This window comes from Rhodoferax sp. ZS1R25 (assembly GCF_056521335.1).
Genome location: NZ_JBWMAZ010000003.1, coordinates 123,752 through 144,343 on the forward strand (window position 1 = coordinate 123,752; position 20,592 = coordinate 144,343).

Below are 20,592 nucleotides of genomic sequence, written 5' to 3' on the forward strand. Positions count from 1 at the left end.
ATCAACGATAGCTCACATCCGAATCACTACCTTCACCGCCGACATTTCCGTCTTTCCCAAGAGTTAGTAGATCAAACTCACCGCTCTGGCCAGGCATCTTGTACAAATACGGTCGACCCCATGGGTCCAGTGGGACAGCTTTCTGCAAATAAGGCCCATTCCACTTGACCTCTCCGTTTCCGCGAGACACGAGAACTTCCAAACCTTGCTCGGAACTTGGATAGTGGCCGGTATCTAGCCGATATGCGTCCAAGGCGCGTCCCAAAGCCTCAACTTGTGCCTTTGCAACACTAGTTTCAGACTTGCTTAACTGGGAGAAGTATCTAGGACCAACATATGCGGCCAGCATTCCGATGATGACAATCACAACTAAAAGTTCAAGAAGAGTAAATCCACGACTGAATTCATTCCTTTCAAAATATTTAGACATTATTCGATAGTTCTTATTTCTATCTGCGTCCCGGCAGGTGCATCTTTTATTTGATTAAACAAATTAATTCGAAATTGAATTAGTTTAACTATATCTAAATCGTATAAATTATCGACATCAAAATTCCCTCCTAAAATAAATGGAACTTTGGCACCTAAACGCATGCCTTTTTTAAGAGCGCCATTTGACCGCTGCCAGTCATGCGCGTAGGGGAAACATGTTCTATAGTCAATATCTTCAAGTATTTCTGCAGCCCAAGTCAGCAGAGAATCTGAAATGAATTCAGTTTCTCCGCTCTCCATATCCAACAACCAATAGCCAGTCGAATTGACTACGAACTGATTGCCGATCGCATCGGATCCGAAGCAAATACCTCCCTCGGAAAGCAAGTCATACACTTTTGAATTATCAATAGCATTGATATTTTGAATTGAGTGGATTTGTTTTTCATCTAGCTCATAAATCCACAGAGCAGATTCAAAAGCAAAAACACCATTCTTTAAAGAGTAGATTGATGCGAGCTCGATCGCGCGATGGGGGGAGATCCCCATCGCCAACAGTTGACTTTCCGCATCAGAGAAAGTGACAGGAGCCCTCAGCCCTTCCGAGGACTTCCTCAGCAACTCTTCAATAGTAGAACTCATTCCGTTACCTTGATTTGCACTTTGTCTCCTGGATTTAAACCTCGACATTGATTGCCTATGCAGGCACCGGCACCTCGGTTGTCTTTAGCTGCTATATCGCGAATCGAAGCACCAGCACCACCTTCTTCAAACATAGCAGGCGGATATTCATCTCGATCCTTCCCGGCCTTGCTTTTTGTGCCCTTCAGAGAAGCTCTTCGACGCGCCACATTGCTTCCCTTCTCACCCACGGTCAGTACAGAAGGCTTGCCAGCAGCAATCGCATCTTCAATGTGTTTTGCTGCTTCCGGAAACTTAGCTCGGCTAATTTCCGCAACTTTTTTAGCCTCATTTGCCGCGTTAATTGCTCTGGCCGTTCCAACTCCATGCTCCACCGCACGCGCAGCCTTAAGTGCCTGCCCCGTCCCAGGGATTGGACTGGCAACACCGACAACGCTGAGGGCTACGTCAAATGCGGCGGCACCAACACCCGCACCAGAATATATAGCAACGCCCAATTTGCCCACGTCATAGATCAAGAAGGCAACGTCGATAGGACTATGCCCATCCGGATCTACAAACTTGTAGGGATTATTGTTGGCGTACGAATATCGACCAAAACTGTGCAGGTTATCGGGATCGAAGCCTTTAGGGTCCACTCCTACGAATCGCCCCAAAACTGGGTCGTAGTAGCGCGCCCCCATATACGACAACCCTGTGTTGTTGTCGTAGGGACGTCCTGCGAACCAAATCTTGTTTGATGCGCTAGCCGCTGCATTATTCAGTCGATCGCCATAAGGGCGATAGTTCTCTTTCCATACCAAATCTCCATTGGCATCCGTGGCCGCCATAGGGCTACCAGAGACGTCATTATGGAAATATGTAATTGCCTGCGCAGCTACTCCAGTGCCAATCAGCGCACCAAGCAGCAACACACCAAACTTTTTCCAGATACTAGTTAACATATTTATCTTTCATTGGACAGACCAGTTTTTAGCCCTTAAAAGGATAGATTTATTTTCCTTTTACTCCACCGCCAGCTGGAAAAGTCTGTCCAGAAGAATTACTAGGAAGATTATTTGCATCTCCACTATAAAAAGCCTGCCAAATACTTATTCCGGCGTTTACGTTTTCAACGTACATATCAACAGCACCGTTGGTCAACGATATGCCGGTAAAGTAAGGATTGCCGTCTTTCTTGACGGTAACGCTTCCCGTTACAGAATTTCCCGTTACTTGAACAGAGATCTTTCCCATCTCCATTTGGTTGCATGCCTTGCCTGGAGCACAAGGAGGCGTTCCGTATCCCAGCGTCATTGATGTTGTAGTTTGAACTGGAGCAGTCAAGCTAAGTGGTGTGGAAACGCTAGAAGTATTTACTGCATCACCACCATAACTAGCTATTATCGAATGCACACCAGTTGCTAAACTTGCTACCAAAGTGGCCGTTCCGTTACTTAACGTAGCTGTACCTATTACGCTTCCCCCATCCTTAAACGTAACGATACCGCTAGGGTTCGCACCAGTAACTGTTGCTGAGAGCGTGGGCTGCCGATTGCCCAATGCGGCATCTGGAGTAGCAGAAAGACTGGTAGAGGTAATTGTTGGTTGCCTTTGGGCAATGCGCTTTCCTCCCAAATAAATGTGCTCAACTAATTTATTGGATTGAGTAGGTGTAAATTCGGTCAGAAGAACATCAGTAGAACCAAACATTTCATAGGTTTTAAACCCAGCCTTGGTTACTGAAGAACGTCGATTCGTTCCATCATAGGTATATTCAATTTTGCTTGTAGGGTCAGTGCAATTTACGCAGCGCAAACTAGGCACATCATCGTACGCATAGATATTTCCCATCCCGCTAACTACGCTGCCGTAGGCATCGTAGCCATAGCTGGTGGCTCTAATACCTGAAACACTACTTAATCTGTTAGATGCATCGTAGTTATAGAAGAGACTTGAACTACCAAGAACCTGACTAAGAATATTTCCTGCTCCGTTATAGGCAATGGTTCCCGAACCCCAAGGGCCGCTGATGCTGCTTAGTCGATTAATATTGTCATATCCGAGAGTTCTGTTATAAGTCGCATCAACTGTATCGCTGATGCTTGTTAAATTTCCAACTCCATCGTATACATATCCGCTACTAATGTAAGTCGCCCCACCATTTTTGGCCGTACTGAATGAACTGGGCCAAAGGCGTGAATTCTGGCCGTAGTTCGACACCGTGCCATTCGCGTAGTTAATTTGCTTGATTTGGCCGGATGGCCAGTAGGTCACCGAATTAACGTATCCAGACACGACAGTTGGTCGCCCCAAGACATCAGGTGCATAGCTAACAACTGAGTTGGATATTGGATAAGTTATCGAACTAAGTTGGTCGAGATTGTTATACGCATAAGATGCAGTAAGAGTCTGACTATCAATAACTAAGGATTCACTAGTGAGGTTACCATTGCCATCGTAAGAAAAGCCTCTCGTCCCAGTACTAGAAGTCGCTGTTAGTATTTTGTTGGTTTTGTTGTAGGTATTGGAAATGGAAGGTGTTCCATTGGGATAGACGGAGGAGATCAAACGATTCTGCCCGTCGTAACTGAAGTTTGCAGTTGCGGATGCTCCCACTGCGCGAGAAGTCATATTTCCTGCGGCATCTCTTCCATAACTCGTAGTCCCTGTCTCGGGGTTCGTAACCGATATCAGCGCATAATTTGCGTTGTATCCGTAGCTGCGAGTCAAGCCAGCCTGGGTTGCAGATGTAATTAAATCTCTTGTATTTCGGACAAAAGATACATTTGCAGCTGCATCGGCAGCAGTAATGCTCATAAGAAATTGCTGCTCTGGATCTCCGTAAGCGCGATATGCAAAGCTCGTCGTCTTGCCACGCTCATCTACGACTGTCTTTGCCCCCGCGCCGTAAGAAACAGTACTGAATGTCCCATCGGCATTGTCGATACGTGTAACCCGATTCAAGATGTCGTATTGGTAACTAGTTCCTGATGCGCTTGCCGGGTCTGACTCAAAGGTCTTCCGTCCCAACGCATCTACGCTGAAAGTACGGGAAATTCCACCAAGCGTCACATTCGTAGGCTGACCAAACCCGTTGTAACTTGTGCTTTCCGTTAAAGCACCTCTTGTGGCGCTTTTAGAGGCGGTGCCGTATGAAATGGACACCCCACTTCCAACTGGGTATCCAATTGAAGTGACACGGTTCAGCCCGTCATATCCGAAAGATGTAGTTTTTCCATCCCCATTGGTTTCAGAGATTACGTTGCCTGAGTCACTAACAACACGCGTGATTGACACACCTTCTGGTTGTGATTCAGTTTGCGCAATACCGCGCTTATAGTTGGAATAATTGTGAGTTAGGGAACGCGGAAACGAAGTCGATGCAATATTTCCTTGGCTATCGTAGGTATAGCCTGTGGTCACGCCATCCCGCGTGAGCGAGCTTAAATTTCCGTTGCCATCGAAACTCCTGGAAATTGAAGAACCGGTAAAGCTTTCGTTCTGAACCTGATTCACGATCCACTTTGAGGTATTGACGTAGTAAGTTAGGCTTGTAGTCCGAGCGCCCCCCGACGTACCTGACTCGGAAATGCTCGCGGGATTTCCATAAGTATCAAAGTTTGAATAGCTTGTCGTATAGGTAGCGCCATCACGATTGATAACACGTTGAGTCAACACTGGCGCATTTGTCTCTCCCGAGTCCACCTTGGTAACAAATGCTCCAGGCCGCGCGTTGTTTTCGCTGGAAATTTTCTGCTTGTCCCAGGTGTAAGTCTCCGTCTGCAAGGAGCCGATCGTCTTGGACATTAACAAACCGACCATCCAAACGGTACCTGAACTGGAATAGTTTGGTCCAATATGGCGGTAGACGACTGTGCCAGTAGGCGTCCCTACCGTCGTGGTGTCGTATGCGTTGAGACTGCCAGGTGAGTAGCTAAACGACCAAGTTCCACCGGCGCTGCGCGTCTTGCTGGTGACTACAGTTGATCTGCTGTTGGGATTGGCCTGCGAATCAAAGTAAACAAAGCTATATCCATAGCTAATGCTCCCGCCCTCGGGATGAGTCGTTTGACTCATGATGTAGCTTCCCGCAGTTGTGTTCAGGTTGCCGTTGTAGCTGTATTGCCAGGTTGTGCCACCAGGCCGAGTCACTGACGTTAGGAAATATCGCTCAGCAACACCAGCAACAGCTTGATAGCCATAGCTGTATGTTTGGCCGGCACCGCTAATAGAAGTCAGGCGCCGACTGCCGAGACCACTATCAGCGTAGCTGAACGTAATGGAGCGCCCATCACTGGTTGTGACACTTGTGATTTCAGGAGTGGACCCGGAAGCATAATTTATGTTTGCGTAGTTCCCGTTTTTGTCAGTTATCTTGGTCGTGAACCATGCGTAGACTGGATTCACACCGGACCCGACATTGACCAATTGGGTCATGTCATATTGGGTTCCGTCAGGCGAATAAACCGAGAGTCCCGTTCCAGCTCCGAGGCAATCGGCTCGCCAACGCTGCGTTGTCAGCATTAGAGGTGAAGTACTGCCTGTAAACGCCAAGAGTTGACGACTCCCATCTGGCAATTCGAGTACTGGATTGTCGGTAACTGTCAGCGCATTCTTATTGAGACAAATCGTTGTCTCCTTGGACTTCAATACCCGGCCAAAATGGATTGTCCAACCCAGGCCTGCCAGAGATTCATATGCTGCTGGATTGAGTGGATCTACCGAGGCACTGTTGTAGGAGCGAACGACTTTGAGGTCAAAACCGCCATTACCTGGAATGGAAAGGTCAACGTAATGCTGCTGCAGAGACCCTGTAAACGGGTCAATGTGTTCATTGAATCCTTGATTTACGTAACTCCGATTTGGATACAAACCGGGCTCGCGGTAGAAGTCAGGTATGACTTCCTGGGCTGATACGACTGCGGCTGAAAGGACCAAGAGCGCAGCCGCAAATTTGCAGACGAGCTTCGTTCCGGCCAACAGAAAATTGGACCTTCTCATTTATTCACTCCCTTACTCACTTCAAATTAAAGCAATCGCGGCGATCTTGGCAACGATTGATCTACTTGGTCTCGCTACACGACGGCGAGACCAATGGTCAGACCCTCTTCATGCACTTGGCTCTAAGTTTTGGCCACTAGCCTGTAGCTGATCAGGCAGCGCAATATAAACGCCATCTGTTGTCCGGGTCTATCCCCCATTCGGGTGAATTTCACTTGAATTCGTCATTCATTGCGTGACTGAGCAAGCGGGCTCTGCCAATCGATCCAATTTGGAGGCTACTCCTGAATCCTGACCTCAAACCTGGACGCGACGACTGGCCTTGGTTTTGCTGAAACCGCTCGAATTTGGCCATAGCGGTCATCGCTCCGCGTCGCACATTCACTCTTCTCTTAGAATCCGAATTAATACCTAAAGGATCGCTGTGCAAAAACTAACCGAGCTACAACAGCAAATTGAGAAACTGCAACTTCAAGCGAATGCAATTCGTGCGAAAGAGTTTGATGCAACAGTTGCAGATATTCTGGCGACCATGTCAGCGTTTGGGATAACCGTGAAGGATCTCCAGCAACCGCAAAAAGGAAAGTCAAAAGCAATGCGCGAGACCAAGCCCAAAGGACCCAAACCAAAGGCACAGCGAACAACCGTCGCAGCAAAATACCGTGGTCCCGCAGGTGAGTTGTGGTCTGGACGTGGTCTCATACCAAAGTGGCTTTCCACATTAGTTGCACAGGGCCAGACTAAAGAGTCTTTCTTGATACCTGCTTCAATTGCTGAATAGTCGTGAATTAACTGCTACCTCGTAGCAGCTCAAGCATCGCTTAAAAGGGCATTCAATTGAATGCCCTTTTCACTTTTATAAACACCCATCGGATTGAGCTTGCTTGCGCGCCCCCCCCCCCTTTGCGTAGGTGGATGTTCATGCGAAGACTCAGCTCCGGTTTGATTTCACCACCTTCATGCGACAGTAGGGTTAGTGGTCAAGCCCGAGTTCTTGGCGGACTTCATTTCTAATTTGAGCGAGAACTGGAGTTACGCCAGAAATAACGATGCTTGCCTGTTGCGCCCAAGAGGCGTTCTCAGAGTCGCTGACATTGTTAAACATTTGATTAATGTGGCCCAATATTTGGCTGAGCCCGCTCATAAATTGCGATTGGGGGCTAAAAAAAACCGCCCTCATCGAACAAAACTTGTACAGTTCTTCAAATTTTTCAGCGGCTTCTCTAAGGGTTTGTGGGTTGCCGGTGACGGAGTGCCCAAATATCGGAACGGAGAAACTCTCTAACAAGAGTTTGAGTTCAGCAAGCTTTGAGTAAGCGTCAGTCAGCGTCTCAACTCGTTTGGAATAATTGGCATTTACGGCAAACGTGATTCTGTCCAACTCACTCTTAAATGATGCGAGATTCGCTTGCTGCAATTGTTCCAGCTTCTTCAAACGCTTGCTAAGAACTTCATTGGCGAGACGTGTTCGTTCAGCGCATTCTTCTGTCTTGCGACGGTTGAAGATAGCGCCAGTTAGCGCAATTAGCGCCGCAGAGATACTGGCTAGTGCTGCGATTTCGGCTGGCTCCATTGATTTCTCCAACAATTGAGTTAAATATTTCCCGTTGGCCCATCAACGCTCACCCAAATATGTACAGCTGGCGGTAGCGACTTTGAATACCGACGAAAGATTTCAAATGCCATTAATTGGCAGTTTGCCGGCAAATTTCGCCCAACTTCAGACCTAGTTCAAGATTTCGTCCGCAACGAACATTTGGTTCACCAAAGACCAGACCACGGCAAAGGTCCTCAAGACGCTCGCATGAAGGTTGGTACTCCCATGGGCATAGATGTTTCGAATTTGAGGCAATACCTCACAGTAGTGACCGATCCAATCAAAGTTAAGTTCAGCTTCAGTTGGCACCGGGGTTTCAACTTGCACAACCATCTCCTTGAGTCCGTTTTCGCTCATGTAGTTGATCTGTTCGAGCGAGATGCGATGACTTGCCATATCAAGTGCCCATTGCTCACGTAACGGCAGCTTGTCGTTTCCGATAACATTGTTCTTAGCAGCTAGATCCAAAAGCTGGCGCAATCCACTCGGCTCTCGCTTTCTCTTTTTGTCTGATTTGGTTGCAGACTGAGTACCTCCAATTAACCCTCTATGCAAGAGTGCCGTCCGTAGAGCGAGCTCAAGTGAACTCAATGCGTACTGCTCTGCTACAACGTGAAAACGATAGACAAACCAAGCATAGAGATAGGCGTTCCTGGCTGTGTCGAAATGGACTCGTATGTCCTCAGGAACAGCCGCATCGAGAGAAAGCATGGAGATCGAAGCGTGCCTGTCCGTTTGGGTTAGCGGCCTGAAAGTCCCTCCCTCACGTAAGGAGAGATAACGCATGCGCACATCGGAAGAGACCAATTCATCTACGTTTCGAAGACCATCAGCAGGGGCTTCATTTGTCCCATTCATAATGTGTTACCTCTCCTACTCTCGTCTTATCATAATGCTGACTGCTAATGATTTCGAACTTGTTTGAAATGACACTCTCGCGCGCTCAAATCTAGAGTCGTCTTGCTGCCAAGAACCTAATCCCTTGCAATTTTGCTTTCACTTTCTGGCCGCGCACCGTGGAGTTGAAACTCAACCTCCGTTGACGGCACCGGCTATTCCGAGTTTCATCGACTTCACGAAGAGCCTCATCTTGAGCCGTCCCACTGGCATGGGATTCCGACACCTCTGACTGCACCTTTTGTTTTCCAGAAGCTGTGTCGCTACTGCGTCCAGCGACGCTGAAAAAGCGCAACGATGCGTTTGCGACCTTGCCACCAGCCAGCATGGCGAAGAAAAGAAAGAAAAGCCAACGCAGATGCCGATTTCTCTCATCTGAGGCAACGACAACAGCGAGTCGCTCCTGTCGAGCTCTTTCCACGACCAGCTTAGGTATGACACATTCATTGGCGATCGCATTAGGAATACTTAGTAAGTCCAAACGGTCTACTCCGTCCAACGGAACAGCTGAAAATGGTCCGCAGTAAGGGCTTGGAGGCGCCATGCATGTTGCGGAAATCGCGGAGTGTTGTCGCACACCCGGCCCCAATGTTCGTACTGGACACCGAGAATTGTTGTATTGCAGCAATGCGTTTCTCAGATCTCGGATGCGAAGCGCATCTGTACTTGAGTCATCAATGGAGTAAATATCGGCTTCGCTCCGTGGCCCAAACTGCCAAAACAGGTGCTCATCCTCGTAAGAATATTCGGACAAATCCCGCTGTGATTTTCTCGCCCATGTACATATGACTGGCGACGTGAGAAGACCAGCTTTGCACTGCAACTCGATGCTGCGAACCTGTTGCAAAAGATATGCACTCGCACCTTGCGTAATACGCACACTATCGCGGAGACTTTCTCTACGCTGATTTGCCCCAAGATCTGCCACAAAGAAAACTGCCGTGGCAATACCCATGACACACCAGACATGGTCGTATCCATGCCAAAACCTGTCGGTCAAACTCAATCTTGTGGCAATAAGAATAGTGCTTGCCCATCCAGCCATGAATACAAGCAGAAGTATTGAGAACATGCCCCATGGACTGCCCAGAAAACCTGGTGCAAGATGGTATTCATTAGGCACCCAATCAATACTGCTGCTAATCCCGCACAGTGCAAATATCCCAGGCGCTACAAGAATAAACAAACCGATGGAGACCGCTTTCCAGTTGACAAGCACTCGCAATGCGAAAAGTGTGGCAATGATTAAGATCAATGAGATACCGATGAGTATCCCGAATGGATTTGCTGCTGTCGAGCCGATGATTGATACAAGATGCCCCGCGTCAAACCGTGACTCCAGAACTCTTTCATCAAGGCTCAAACCTTCGAGGGTTTGTTGAATGTTATAAGCCGCACCGGCGAGAAAAAATACATAGGGTTTGAAAAAAGTGGCAATTAAATTCATTGCAAGGTTATCTCCACAGCAGAGTCCGGCCTGGGATCATTGTTTTTGATAACGCGAGAACGACGAAAAAGTTGACACCTTGGCGAGTTCGCAAAAGATACTGCAACTGCGATCTGGTTGCCAAAGTTCGTACGTAACTCCACCTGAGCACGCTCTGCACGGTATTCCGTATCCTCAATTCGCTAGACGCACGCAGCCTACAAATTCGATGCGTCACTCGTTTCGAAATGGTGCTACCTAAGTGCATATCCCGTTGGACTTCTCCACTGATTCCATTCCAAACCCTGACTACCTACACTGAAAATCGTAACCACCATTCTGGAAGTCGCTGACCAGATTGATTGAATTGAGCAGTGCATTTCAGTGGTCATCAGCAGTGATCAGCCCGTTAATCAGTAGCGGTTGCCCATAGGCGGGGGCACTGGAAGCAGAATCGCGTCGCATCTTGTCGTAGAATTCCGCTGTGCGTTCGTCGACGCCTGCTGCTCACCATGGCCCACCCGGTTCGCTGGGACGACTTGAAGACCTTAGTCTAAGCTTCCTATGTTTCGTGGAGCACGGCAGTGAGCACCGGGTAGATCCGCGGCAACATGAAGGAACGCGCTATGGCATTCATTTCCACCACGGCTACCGCAGCCGAAAAGCTCAAACGAGAAGCCAAGAAGCTTCGTAAAACCACCGGTACATCGCTCGCGGTCGCACTCGATACTCTTGCGAAGCAGTACGGTTACGAGCACTGGAAGCACGTAATTATCTGCTGTGAGCAGACAATCAGTCTCAAACCGCTTCCCGACTCACTGACGGACTATCTTGACCGGGCTGCCAAACACGACCCTGCATCGGTCGAGTCACAGAAGGCTTTCGCCCAAGGCTTTGTTTTCGCCATGGACGTGAAGGATGCTCAGGATCTTTCCTTGGATCCAGAGTACGTTGAGTGTGGCGATGGTTGGTATCTCGCTGCCAGAGACCTATGGAAAGGGCTCATTCACTATCGTGACGACGAAACGGGCACTACTCTGTTCGAGGAGCAGCCGCCAGAAGAGTTGCTTAGCACTGCATTGGATGACCTACATAACTACAGTTTCTTTCGTTACTTGGGTGCGATCACTCCCGCCTCCCTTGAGGAGGCCTACAAACAGATCAAGCAACTCTCGTTCTTCCCACCCACCCATGTCTGGCTGAGCGGAAAGTTCATCGACATCAGTGAAGTCCCCGAAATTCGGGTCGATGGCCAAGTGGTGCTTTCCACCATGCAAGGGGGCACCGTGCTGTCATCAAGCGACAAGCAAGCTCAGCCAGTCAGATCGAGCCGTCCGTTGTCCTTTGAAATCGACCAAGTTCAATCAGGGCTCTACCGTGTAGGTGTGCTCAGTGGTGGAGTGGAGGTTACAGAACCCTCTCATTACTCTTCCATTGAGGAGGCCATTAGAAAAGAGGCTACTTCAGTCCCTGAAGGGTTCGCACACTTTGCTGAAGTAGTCTATGGCGGTGCCTCCAGCGGCACCATGTCAATCCCCAAAATTGCCGAGAACGCATCGCAAATTGCCGCACAACTTGTTGCCATTGCGGCCGAGATGCATGCTCGCTGATTGCATGTAGGCGCTGGTGGCGATTGGCTTAACAGTGTGGCGTTCAGCTGAAACAACTAGATAGGCTGAGCCCGGCGTCTATTTGTCGCTGGTCATATTCGATATGGCGAGCCAACCCAATATCTGTTGAACACATTGATCTAAATCGAGTGACGTCGTGTCTATCTTCAACCCCGATTGGAGTGGTGCTACAAGACCGTACATCTTCAAAGTGAAGTCTTGGTCCGCTGCATCCATATGGGTGAGTTCGCTCCGACCGATACTGCCATTTGATCGCTTTGCCCAGCGCTCTACGCGCACGATATCGCTGCAGTCGATCTCGATTAGGCAAACGCCTGTTTGAACTCGACTCAACACCCAATGTAGATATCGCCCTTCAATGATTACATTGCCGGAATGGGTGTTGGCCGATTTCTCTGTCTCAGAGTCAATTCTCAGATGCTCGTCATATGGCAAGTCACCGAGAGAAACTGACAGGTGGCGAGCGCGCTCTTTAATGAGCTCTCTTCGCAAACTCCCCCTTAGTGATTCCTAGCTGGCTAGCACCACAATTCAGAGTTATCTGAGAACCGTTCTAAGTTAGCTGAGAATCGACAGATGGCGTTTTCATTGGTGCTCTTGAAAGCACCCCAAAAGCCCTTATCATTAGCACTCGTTGGGGTTGAGTGCTAACAGCACCCATCCCACAAGTTCAAGTGTGTTCACCCCCGGTGGGCACCTGTTCCCTTTCTGTTTCAAACCCTAGGAGATTCCTCATGAAACTGCGTCCATTGGCTGACCGCGTGATCGTTAAACGCCTCGAAGCGGAAGAAAAGACCGCCAGCGGCATCGTGCTGCCCGGCAACACGGCGGAAAAGCCCGATCAAGGCGAAGTGCTGGCTGTGGGCCCTGGCAAGACCAACGACAAGGGTGAAACCAAGGCTTTGTCCGTGAAAGTGGGCGACCGCGTCCTGTTCGGCAAGTACAGCGGCCAGACCGTCAAGATCGATGGCGATGAGCTGTTGGTCATGAAGGAAGACGATCTGTTCGCAGTGGTTGAAAAATAATTGGTTTGCGGGACAGACCCAGCGAAGCGCCGCTCTGTCCCCAACTGATTAGACTTTCACTATTAAATTCATAGCTGGTTGCGCAATATTCACGCGGGCTAGCGGCATATTTCACTTAAATTTGGAGTCATAACATGGCAGCAAAAGACGTAATTTTCGGCGGCGAAGCCCGCGCACGCATGGTTGAAGGCGTGAACATTTTGGCCAACGCGGTCAAAGTGACCCTGGGCCCTAAAGGCCGTAACGTGGTTCTGGAGCGTTCTTTCGGCGCCCCTACCGTGACCAAGGACGGTGTGTCCGTGGCCAAGGAAATCGAACTCAAAGACAAGCTGCAAAACATGGGCGCGCAGATGGTCAAGGAAGTCGCTTCCAAGACGTCTGACAACGCTGGTGACGGTACAACGACCGCTACCGTGCTGGCACAAGCCATCGTGCGCGAAGGCATGAAATACGTTGCCGCCGGCATGAACCCCATGGACCTGAAGCGCGGTATCGACAAGGCAGTGACTGCCCTGATCGAAGAGCTGAAGAAGGCTTCCAAGGCCACCACCACTTCCAAAGAGATCGCCCAAGTGGGTTCCATCTCCGCCAACTCTGACTCCAGCATCGGCGAAATCATCGCCAACGCGATGGACAAGGTCGGCAAAGAAGGCGTGATCACCGTCGAAGACGGCAAGTCCCTGCAAAACGAACTGGATGTCGTTGAAGGCATGCAATTCGACCGCGGCTACCTGTCCCCCTACTTCATCAACAACCCCGAAAAGCAAGCTGCCTTGCTGGACAACCCCTTCGTGCTGTTGTTCGACAAGAAGATCAGCAACATCCGTGACCTGCTGCCTACCCTGGAACAAGTCGCCAAGGCTGGCCGTCCCCTGCTGATCATTGCTGAAGATGTCGAAGGCGAAGCCCTGGCAACTTTGGTGGTGAATACCATCCGCGGCATCCTGAAGGTGGTGGCTGTGAAGGCTCCTGGCTTCGGTGACCGTCGCAAGGCCATGCTGGAAGACATCGCCATCCTGACCGGTGGCAAGGTCATCGCCGAAGAAATCGGCCTGTCGCTGGAAAAAGTGACTCTGGCTGACCTGGGTTCCGCCAAGCGCATCGAAGTGGGCAAGGAAAACACCATCATCATCGACGGTGCTGGCGCTGCTGCTGACATCGAAGCCCGCGTGAAACAAGTCCGCGTGCAAATCGAAGAAGCCACTTCCGACTACGACCGTGAAAAACTGCAAGAGCGCGTGGCCAAGCTGGCTGGCGGTGTTGCCGTGATCAAGGTGGGCGCTGCCACCGAAGTCGAAATGAAGGAAAAGAAAGCCCGCGTGGAAGATGCCCTGCACGCTACCCGCGCTGCGGTGGAAGAAGGCATTGTGGCTGGCGGCGGTGTTGCACTGTTGCGCGCCAAGCAAGCTGCTGGCGCCATCAAGGGTGACAACGCTGACCAGGAAGCCGGTATCAAGCTGGTGCTGAAGGCCATCGAAGCGCCCCTGCGCGAGATCGTGTTCAACGGCGGCGGCGAAGCTTCCGTGGTGGTGGCAGCGGTGTTGGCCGGTAAGGGCAACTACGGCTACAACGCTGCGAACGAAACCTACGGCGACATGATCGAAATGGGTATCCTGGACCCCACCAAGGTGACACGTACTGCACTGCAGAACGCGGCATCCGTGGCATCCCTGATGCTGACGACCGAGTGCATGGTTGCTGAAGCCCCCAAGGACGACGCTGCCGGCGGCGGTATGCCTGACATGGGTGGCATGGGCGGCATGGGCGGCATGGGCATGTAATTGCGCCTTGCCTGAGGGCGCAAGCCCTCTTGCAGCCAATAAAAAGCCCCGCAAGGTTTTGCCTTGCGGGGCTTTTTTACGTTTGCTTCACTATGTTTTTAATAGCTGCTGGCGCAATGGATACGGGGGCTAGAGGCCGATTTCGCTCAAACCCACGGCCTGCAGCGCCTGCGTGACCTGGGCTGCGTTCTTGAAGTGGATGCCGTGCCACCCCTGCGCCTGCGCGGCTTCGATGTTGCCCAGCAGGTCGTCAATGAACACCGTCTTGGCGGGCTCCAGCGCGTAGCGGCTTTGCAGCAGCTGGTAGATGGCGGGCTCGGGTTTGATGAGCAGCACATCGCCCGAGAAAATGCCGCCGTCGAAGTTCAGCAAAAACGGATGCAGGTGCTCCAGCGTGCGCGCATAGGGCACGGGCATGTTCGACAGAAAGTACAGGTGCAGTGGCTCACCACCGTTGGCCTGCTGCTGGGTGCGCAGCGCGTCCAGCCGGTTCAGCAGCGCAATCGACTCCGGCAGGGGCACCAAGCGTTCGCCAATGCTCTCCACCAGCGTGGTCAGCGCCGCGCGGTCCAGCCCCAGGCGGGCCACGGTGCGGTCAATCACCTCGGGCATCGACACCGTGCCGCGGTCAAAGCCCTGCCAGTCGGCGTGGCCAAACACCTCGTGCGCGAGATGGCCTGCCAGCGCCGGTGTGGGCGCGCGGTCGGGAAAGCATTCGGTTACCAAATCTACCGGGCGCCAGGTGAACAGCACCGCGCCAAAGTCAAACACCACATTCATGCGTCAGGTCTTTCAAGTTTCAGATTCTTCAGGGCGCGCCGCAGTGCGGCCGCCAGTTTGGCCGGTTGGGTCTGCGTGATGCGCACTTGCGGCGTGCCATGCCAGTCCGCACTGCGCTGGATGGCCTGGGCCACATCGGCCAGGTGAACGTCGGTCCACACCAGGCCGGGCTGGGCATAGAGCGCACGCACTTCGAACACGCCCTCGGCCCGGTGCGCCTTGGCGTCCAGCCGGCCAATCAGTTCGCCGCGGCGGAGGATGGGCAGCACAAAGTAGCCATACACGCGCTTCTCTTCGGGCGTGTAGCACTCCAGCCGGTAGTCAAAATCGAACAATGTCGAGGCACGCTCCCGGTCCCACACCACGGGGTCGAATGGCGAGAGCAGCGCGGTGTGCGTGGCCTGCAGCTTGCCGGCGCTGGCCTTTTTCAGCAGCGCAGCATGACTGGCGTGCACATAGCCCGGGGCGTCCCAGCCCTCCACCGCCACGCGCTGCACGGTGCCGGCGTCCACCAGCGCGTCCAGGTCCACATCTTTGAAGCGCGGCTTGGTGCGGAAGTAATCGTTCACCCAGCGCGCCTGGGTGATGCCCAGTGCCGCAATGGCTTTTTCGATGAGTTGGGCGTGCAGCGTGGCTTCGCTGTGCTGGGGCGTCTGCTTCAGCAGCTGAGGTGCCACCCGCTCGCTGAGGTCGTAGACGCGGTGGAAGTTCTCGCGCCGCGCAATCATCAGTTCGCCCAAGGCAAACAGGGCTTCCAGCCAACGCTTTTCGTCCTTCCAGCCCCACCATGCGCCGCCCTTGCCCTCGGGACGCTCAAAGTCGGACGACTTCACGGGCCCGTTGCTGCGGATGTGCTCCAGCAGCTTGTCGAGGTGCGGGCGCTGCGCCGCGTGGCTTTGGGCCGCCTTGGCCAAGCCCCAGTGGCGGCGCGTGTGGCGGTTGTAGGTGCGGTGGATGTGCAGATCTTCCACATGCGCAAAGCAGGCCTCGTGGGCCCAGGTTTCAAACACCTGGGCCGCAGCCAGCGTCTCTTCCAGCCAGGACCGGGGGTAGTCACCCAAGCGGGAATGCAGCACCAGATACGGGCTGCGCGAGACCACGTGGATGGTGTCGATCTGCAGCAACGCCATGCGCTGGATGCAGGCCGCCACGTCGGCCCGCTTGGCCGCGCGCGTGGGCGGCTGCAGCAAGCCCTGCGCAGCCAGGTGCAGCGCGCGGGCTTGGGCCAGGCTCAGCAAGGGCAAGCTCTTAGGCGCGCAGGCGGGCCAGCAGCCCGGCGGTGGAGCCATCCAGCCCGGTGGTGTCGCCACTGGCCAGGCGCGGCTCTATCTCCTTGGCCAGCACCTTGCCCAGCTCTACACCCCACTGGTCAAAGCTGTTGATGCCCCACAGGCTGCCACTGACAAACACGCGGTGCTCCTGCAGTGCAATCAGGGCGCCCAATGCAGCGGGCGTCAGGTCGTCCAGCAACAGGAAGGTGCTGGGGCGGTTACCGGTGAAGTGCTTGTGGCCGCCGGCGTCGCTCTTGCCCTGCAGCAGGGCCTGGGCTTGCGCCAGCACATTGGCCAGCAGCAGCGGCTGGTGGCCCTTGAGGTCATGGCGCGCCTTCTTGACGGCGATGAATTCCATGGGCACCACGTCGGTCCCCTGGTGCAGCATCTGAAAGTAAGCGTGCTGGCCGTTGGTGCCAGGCTCGCCCCACAGCACGGGCGAGGTGCCAAAGGGCAGCGCTTCGCCCGAGGCGTCCACACGCTTGCCATTGCTTTCCATCTCCAGCTGCTGCAGGTAGGCCGGCACGCGGCGCAGGGCGCTGTGGTACGGCGCAATGCTACGGCTGGTGAAGCCGTGGAAGTTGCGGTACCAGACGTCCAGCAGGCCCAGGCGCACCGGCAGGTTGCTCTCCGGAGGCGCGGTGCGGAAGTGTTCGTCCATCGCATGCGCGCCGGCCAGAAATTCACGGAAGCCCGCAGCACCGATGGCGATGGCCAAGGGCAGGCCAATGGCCGACCACATGGAATAACGGCCACCCACCCAGTCCCAGAAGCCAAAGGTGGTGGTGATGCCAAAGGCGTTGGCTGCGGGCACATTGGTGGTCAGCGCGGCAAAGTGCCGTGCAATGTCGGTGCCACCCTGCGATTCGAACCAGGCCTTGGCCGAGGCGGCGTTGGTCATGGTCTCGATGGTGGTGAAGGTCTTGCTGGCGATCAGGAAGACCGTGCTTTCCACCTTCAAGTGCGGCAGCTTGGCGGCCAGTTCATGGCCGTCCACATTGCTGACAAAGTGCAGGCGCTTGCCGGTGGTGGCAAAGGCATCCAGCGCCAGCACCGCCATTTGCGGGCCCAGGTCGGAGCCGCCAATGCCGATGTTCACCACGTCGGTGATGGCCTCATCGGCACGCACCTTTTCGGCGTAGGCCAGCATGGCGTCCAGCGTGGTGTGCACCTTGGCTTGCTCGCCTGCTATAAATTCTGCAGCTGCTCCCGCATATTTGACGGGGGCTCCGGGAGGATTACGCAACAAAACGTGCCAGACTTCGCGCTGCTCGGTGTTGTTGATCTTCTGGCCCGCGAACATGGCGTCGCGGTGTTCCAGCACGCCGCTTTGGCGTGCCAGGTCGAACAACAAGGCTTCCGTTGCCGCGTCGATGCGGTTCTTCGACAGGTCGGCAAACACATAGGGCGCCTCCTGGCTGAAGCGGCCAAAGCGTTGGGCGTCGGCCTTGAAGGCCTCACGCACATCCAGCGCCTTGCCGGTGGCGTCATAAGCGGCTTGCAGGGCAGCCCAGGCGGGCGTGCGGTCACAGCGGGTACGTGCCATGGTCACGCAGCCAGCAGCAGCTGTTCCAGCTTCACAGCATCCACGCAGAACGCGCGAATGCCTTCAGCCAACTTCTCGGTCGCCATGGCGTCGTTGTTCAGCGCCAGGCGGAAGCTGGCTTCGTCATAACTGACGTGTTCCAGCGCCAGGTCTTTGGCGGTGTCAGCCTTCAGGGCCTGGGTCAGCGGCGCGTCGGTCGCGGCCAGGATGGCCAGCAGGTCGGGGCTGATGGTGAGCAGGTCGCAACCGGCCAGGGCCGTGATCTGGCCCACGTTGCGGAAGCTCGCACCCATCACCTCGGTGGCGATGCCGAACTTCTTGTAGTAGTTGTAGATCTGCGCCACGGACTTCACACCGGGGTCGTTGGCCAACGCGTTGTCGGCTTCCACCCAGGCGGCACCGGCGTTCTTTTTGTACCAGTCGTAAATGCGGCCCACAAACGGCGAGATCAGCTGCACCTTGGCCTGGCCGCAAGCCACGGCCTGGCAGAACGCAAACAGCAGCGTCAGGTTGGTACGGATGCCCTTGCGCTCCAGCTGCTCGGCAGCCTTGATGCCTTCCCAGGTAGAGGCGACCTTGATCAGCACGCGGTCCGAATGGATGCCTTGCGCCTGGTACAGCTCGATCAGGCGTTCGCCACGCGCCACGGTGGCATTGGTGTCAAAGCTCAAACGCGCGTCCACTTCGGTGGACACACGGCCGGGGATGATGGAGAGAATTTCGCAACCAAAACGCACCAGCAGGCGGTCCACGATCTCGTCCATGGGGCGACTGCGGAACTGGTTCACCGTGTCTTTCACCAGCGGGGCGTAGTCGGCCTTTTGCACCGCCTTGAGGATCAGCGAGGGGTTGGTGGTCGCGTCTTGGGGCTTGAAGGCGTCGAGCTGCTTGAAGTCGCCGGTGTCAGCCACCACGGTGGTGAATTGTTTGAGTGCGTCGAGTTGGTTCATGGTGGGCGCGGGCCAAAGGCCAAGGTTGAAGGCTAAGGGTAAACCAGCAATTTCTTGTGGTTTGTCCCCTTGAATTATCAATGAAACAAAGTTACATTACAACGTCATCTTTCATGTAACTCTTAAACGTACCACCTGTCTTATGAGCTTTGATCTAGTCATGTTTGGCGGCACCGGCGATTTGGCCTGGCGCAAGTTGATGCCCGCATTGTTCCAGGCGTTTCGCCATGGCTCCCTGCCCGAAGGTGGGCGCATTATTGGCGTAGGCCGTGACAACCTGAGCCACGAGCAGTACCGCGCGCTGATCCAGTCCCGCTTTGAAAAAGTGGAGCTGGCCAAGCGCCCCAGCGCCGAAGAGTTTGCCCGCTTTGCCGCCATACTCGAGTTCCAGCGCATGGACCTGTCCAAGCCGGACGACTACGCCAGCCTGGCCGAAACACTGAACACCCGCAACGCGGACAGCGTGGTGATCTATGTGGCCACCGCACCCAGCCTGTTTACCAATGTGTGCGAACAGCTGGCCGCCGCCGGTTTGAACACGCCCAAAACCCGCGTCGTGCTGGAGAAACCGCTGGGCCATGACCTGGCCTCCAACCGCGCGATCAACCAGACCGTGCGCCAGTTCTTTGAAGAAAAGCAGATCTTCCGCATCGACCACTACCTGGGCAAGCCCTCGGTACAAAACCTGTTTGCCATGCGCTTCGGCAACGCCCTGTTTGAACCGCTGTGGCGCCGTGAACACATCGCCAACATCCAGATCACCATCGCAGAAGACCTGGGCGTGGAAAGCCGTGGCGCGTTCTACGAGACCACGGGCGCGCTGCGCGACATGGTGCAAAACCACGCACTGCAACTGTTGTGCGCGATCGCGATGGAACCTCCGATCAACTCACACGCCGATGCCATCCGTGACGAAAAACTCAAGGTGCTGCGTTCGCTCAAGCCATGGACCGCAGAGACACTGAAACAGGACGTGGTGCGCGGCCAATATTCGGCGGGCACCAGCGGCGGCAACAAGGTGCCGGGCTACCGCGAAGAAACCGGTGTCAACCCCAAGAGCAACACGGAAACCTTTGTTGCCCTGCGCACCGAAATCGCCAACTGGCGCTGGGCCGGCGTGCCCTTCTACATCCGTACCGGCAAGCGCCTGGCGGGTCGCGATGCACGCATCGTCATCAACTTCCGCCCCACGCCCCACGCCATCTACGACTCCAACGAAGGCGCGGCCAACCGCCTCATCATCAACCTGCAACCCAAGGATGGGCTGGAGCTGCATTTGCTGGCCCAGGGCCAGGAAAACCGCCAATCACGCAGCGTGGCATCGCAAACGCTGGCCCCCGTGCAACTGGACTTGGACTTTGACAAACGCTTCGGTTCCGAACGCGTGGGGGCTTACGAGCGCCTGCTGCTGGACGTGATTGACGGCCGCTTGAACCTGTTCGTGCGCAGCGACGAGCAGGAAGAAGCCTGGCGCTGGGTCGAACCCATGCTGGAACACTGGGCCGCGGACACGCAAGGCCCTCGTTTGTATGCGGCCGGCACCTGGGGCCCCAGCGCATCGAGCGCCATGATTGCGCGGGACGGCTTCTGCTGGAGCGAAGAGTCCTGAACTGTTGAGCTGTGTTGTGTGG

At 54.0% G+C, this 20,592-nt stretch carries 16 protein-coding genes; 5 read left to right on the forward strand and 11 right to left on the reverse strand.

Features of this window, described 5'->3' with window-relative positions; all coding sequences use genetic code 11:
* Position 1: 1 nt before the first annotated feature.
* From gspG to AC097R_RS18460, 4 genes are read right to left on the reverse strand one after another with little or no spacing between them, the layout of a single operon-like run.
* Entirely contained in the window at positions 2–430 is a 429-nt protein-coding gene (gene gspG, locus AC097R_RS18445; protein ID WP_479599679.1) for a type II secretion system major pseudopilin GspG, read from the reverse strand.
* The gene (locus tag AC097R_RS18450) at positions 430–1,074 is read right to left on the reverse strand and encodes an SMI1/KNR4 family protein (RefSeq protein WP_479599680.1); all 645 of its coding nucleotides are present in this window, start codon (positions 1,072–1,074) and stop codon (positions 430–432) included. Before AC097R_RS18450 ends, gspG begins: the two co-directional genes overlap by 1 nt.
* Positions 1,071–2,018: an RHS repeat-associated core domain-containing protein gene (locus AC097R_RS18455; RefSeq protein ID WP_479599681.1), complete on the reverse strand. Its 948-nt coding sequence runs from the start codon at positions 2,016–2,018 to the stop codon at positions 1,071–1,073. Before AC097R_RS18455 ends, AC097R_RS18450 begins: the two co-directional genes overlap by 4 nt.
* A gap of 49 nt (positions 2,019–2,067) precedes the next feature.
* A complete protein-coding gene (locus AC097R_RS18460; protein WP_479599682.1) occupies positions 2,068–6,057 on the reverse strand; it encodes an Ig-like domain-containing protein in 3,990 nt (1,329 codons plus the stop codon).
* Between the two features lie 424 nt (positions 6,058–6,481).
* On the opposite strand from AC097R_RS18460, the gene AC097R_RS18465 reads away from it, so the two are divergent.
* The gene (locus tag AC097R_RS18465) at positions 6,482–6,838 is read left to right on the forward strand and encodes an H-NS histone family protein (RefSeq protein ID WP_479599683.1); all 357 of its coding nucleotides are present in this window, start codon (positions 6,482–6,484) and stop codon (positions 6,836–6,838) included.
* Positions 6,839–7,030: 192 nt separating this feature from the next.
* On the opposite strand, the gene AC097R_RS18470 is transcribed toward AC097R_RS18465, so the two are convergent.
* From AC097R_RS18470 to AC097R_RS18480, 3 genes are all read right to left on the reverse strand, one after another.
* The gene (locus AC097R_RS18470; protein WP_479599684.1) at positions 7,031–7,630 is read right to left on the reverse strand and encodes a hypothetical protein; all 600 of its coding nucleotides are present in this window, start codon (positions 7,628–7,630) and stop codon (positions 7,031–7,033) included.
* A 153-nt stretch (positions 7,631–7,783) separates the two neighbouring features.
* A complete protein-coding gene (locus tag AC097R_RS18475) occupies positions 7,784–8,512 on the reverse strand; it encodes a hypothetical protein (protein ID WP_479599685.1) in 729 nt (242 codons plus the stop codon).
* A gap of 91 nt (positions 8,513–8,603) precedes the next feature.
* Positions 8,604–9,998, reverse strand: coding sequence for a hypothetical protein (locus tag AC097R_RS18480; protein ID WP_479599686.1), 1,395 nt, complete (start codon positions 9,996–9,998; stop codon positions 8,604–8,606).
* 605 nt (positions 9,999–10,603) lie between these two features.
* Between AC097R_RS18480 and AC097R_RS18485 the strand changes: the two genes are divergently transcribed.
* The 3 genes from AC097R_RS18485 to groL all read left to right on the forward strand — a co-directional run bounded on the left by AC097R_RS18485 (position 10,604) and on the right by groL (position 14,414).
* Complete coding sequence (locus AC097R_RS18485) at positions 10,604–11,587, forward strand: hypothetical protein (RefSeq protein ID WP_479599687.1); 984 nt, start codon at positions 10,604–10,606, stop codon at positions 11,585–11,587.
* Between the two features lie 755 nt (positions 11,588–12,342).
* Positions 12,343–12,633: a co-chaperone GroES gene (groES, locus tag AC097R_RS18490; protein ID WP_477885426.1), complete on the forward strand. Its 291-nt coding sequence runs from the start codon at positions 12,343–12,345 to the stop codon at positions 12,631–12,633.
* Positions 12,634–12,767: 134 nt separating this feature from the next.
* A complete protein-coding gene (gene groL / locus AC097R_RS18495; RefSeq protein WP_029707088.1) occupies positions 12,768–14,414 on the forward strand; it encodes a chaperonin GroEL in 1,647 nt (548 codons plus the stop codon).
* A gap of 129 nt (positions 14,415–14,543) precedes the next feature.
* Here the strand turns inward: groL and AC097R_RS18500 are convergent, their stop codons facing one another.
* The 4 genes from AC097R_RS18500 to tal are packed head-to-tail and all read right to left on the reverse strand — an operon-like array spanning position 14,544 to position 18,961.
* Complete coding sequence (locus tag AC097R_RS18500) at positions 14,544–15,194, reverse strand: HAD family hydrolase (protein WP_479599688.1); 651 nt, start codon at positions 15,192–15,194, stop codon at positions 14,544–14,546.
* The gene (locus AC097R_RS18505; protein WP_479599689.1) at positions 15,191–16,432 is read right to left on the reverse strand and encodes a winged helix-turn-helix domain-containing protein; all 1,242 of its coding nucleotides are present in this window, start codon (positions 16,430–16,432) and stop codon (positions 15,191–15,193) included. The genes AC097R_RS18500 and AC097R_RS18505 overlap by 4 nt, the downstream gene beginning before the upstream one ends.
* Before the next feature lie 10 nt (positions 16,433–16,442).
* Positions 16,443–18,011: a glucose-6-phosphate isomerase gene (pgi, locus tag AC097R_RS18510; protein ID WP_479599690.1), complete on the reverse strand. Its 1,569-nt coding sequence runs from the start codon at positions 18,009–18,011 to the stop codon at positions 16,443–16,445.
* A 2-nt stretch (positions 18,012–18,013) separates the two neighbouring features.
* Positions 18,014–18,961 (reverse strand): transaldolase, encoded by a 948-nt coding sequence (tal, locus tag AC097R_RS18515; RefSeq protein ID WP_479599691.1) that lies wholly within the window; start codon positions 18,959–18,961, stop codon positions 18,014–18,016.
* A gap of 142 nt (positions 18,962–19,103) precedes the next feature.
* Here tal and zwf point away from each other — a divergent pair, with 142 nt between their 5' ends.
* A complete protein-coding gene (zwf, locus tag AC097R_RS18520) occupies positions 19,104–20,570 on the forward strand; it encodes a glucose-6-phosphate dehydrogenase (protein WP_479599692.1) in 1,467 nt (488 codons plus the stop codon).
* The last annotated feature ends 22 nt before the right edge of the window (positions 20,571–20,592 follow it).

Coding starts and splice junctions, on each gene's coding strand:
- AC097R_RS18470 (WP_479599684.1), bottom strand. CDS start 7,630: ATGGAGCCAGCCGAAATCGCAGCACTAGCCAGTATCTCTGCGGCGCTA.
- pgi (WP_479599690.1), bottom strand. CDS start 18,011: ATGGCACGTACCCGCTGTGACCGCACGCCCGCCTGGGCTGCCCTGCAA.
- gspG (WP_479599679.1), bottom strand. CDS start 430: ATGTCTAAATATTTTGAAAGGAATGAATTCAGTCGTGGATTTACTCTT.
- AC097R_RS18485 (WP_479599687.1), top strand. CDS start 10,604: ATGGCATTCATTTCCACCACGGCTACCGCAGCCGAAAAGCTCAAACGA.
- groL (WP_029707088.1), top strand. CDS start 12,768: ATGGCAGCAAAAGACGTAATTTTCGGCGGCGAAGCCCGCGCACGCATG.
- AC097R_RS18480 (WP_479599686.1), bottom strand. CDS start 9,998: ATGAATTTAATTGCCACTTTTTTCAAACCCTATGTATTTTTTCTCGCC.
- tal (WP_479599691.1), bottom strand. CDS start 18,961: ATGAACCAACTCGACGCACTCAAACAATTCACCACCGTGGTGGCTGAC.
- AC097R_RS18450 (WP_479599680.1), bottom strand. CDS start 1,074: ATGAGTTCTACTATTGAAGAGTTGCTGAGGAAGTCCTCGGAAGGGCTG.
- zwf (WP_479599692.1), top strand. CDS start 19,104: ATGAGCTTTGATCTAGTCATGTTTGGCGGCACCGGCGATTTGGCCTGG.
- AC097R_RS18460 (WP_479599682.1), bottom strand. CDS start 6,057: ATGAGAAGGTCCAATTTTCTGTTGGCCGGAACGAAGCTCGTCTGCAAA.
- groES (WP_477885426.1), top strand. CDS start 12,343: ATGAAACTGCGTCCATTGGCTGACCGCGTGATCGTTAAACGCCTCGAA.
- AC097R_RS18500 (WP_479599688.1), bottom strand. CDS start 15,194: ATGAATGTGGTGTTTGACTTTGGCGCGGTGCTGTTCACCTGGCGCCCG.
- AC097R_RS18475 (WP_479599685.1), bottom strand. CDS start 8,512: ATGAATGGGACAAATGAAGCCCCTGCTGATGGTCTTCGAAACGTAGAT.
- AC097R_RS18455 (WP_479599681.1), bottom strand. CDS start 2,018: ATGTTAACTAGTATCTGGAAAAAGTTTGGTGTGTTGCTGCTTGGTGCG.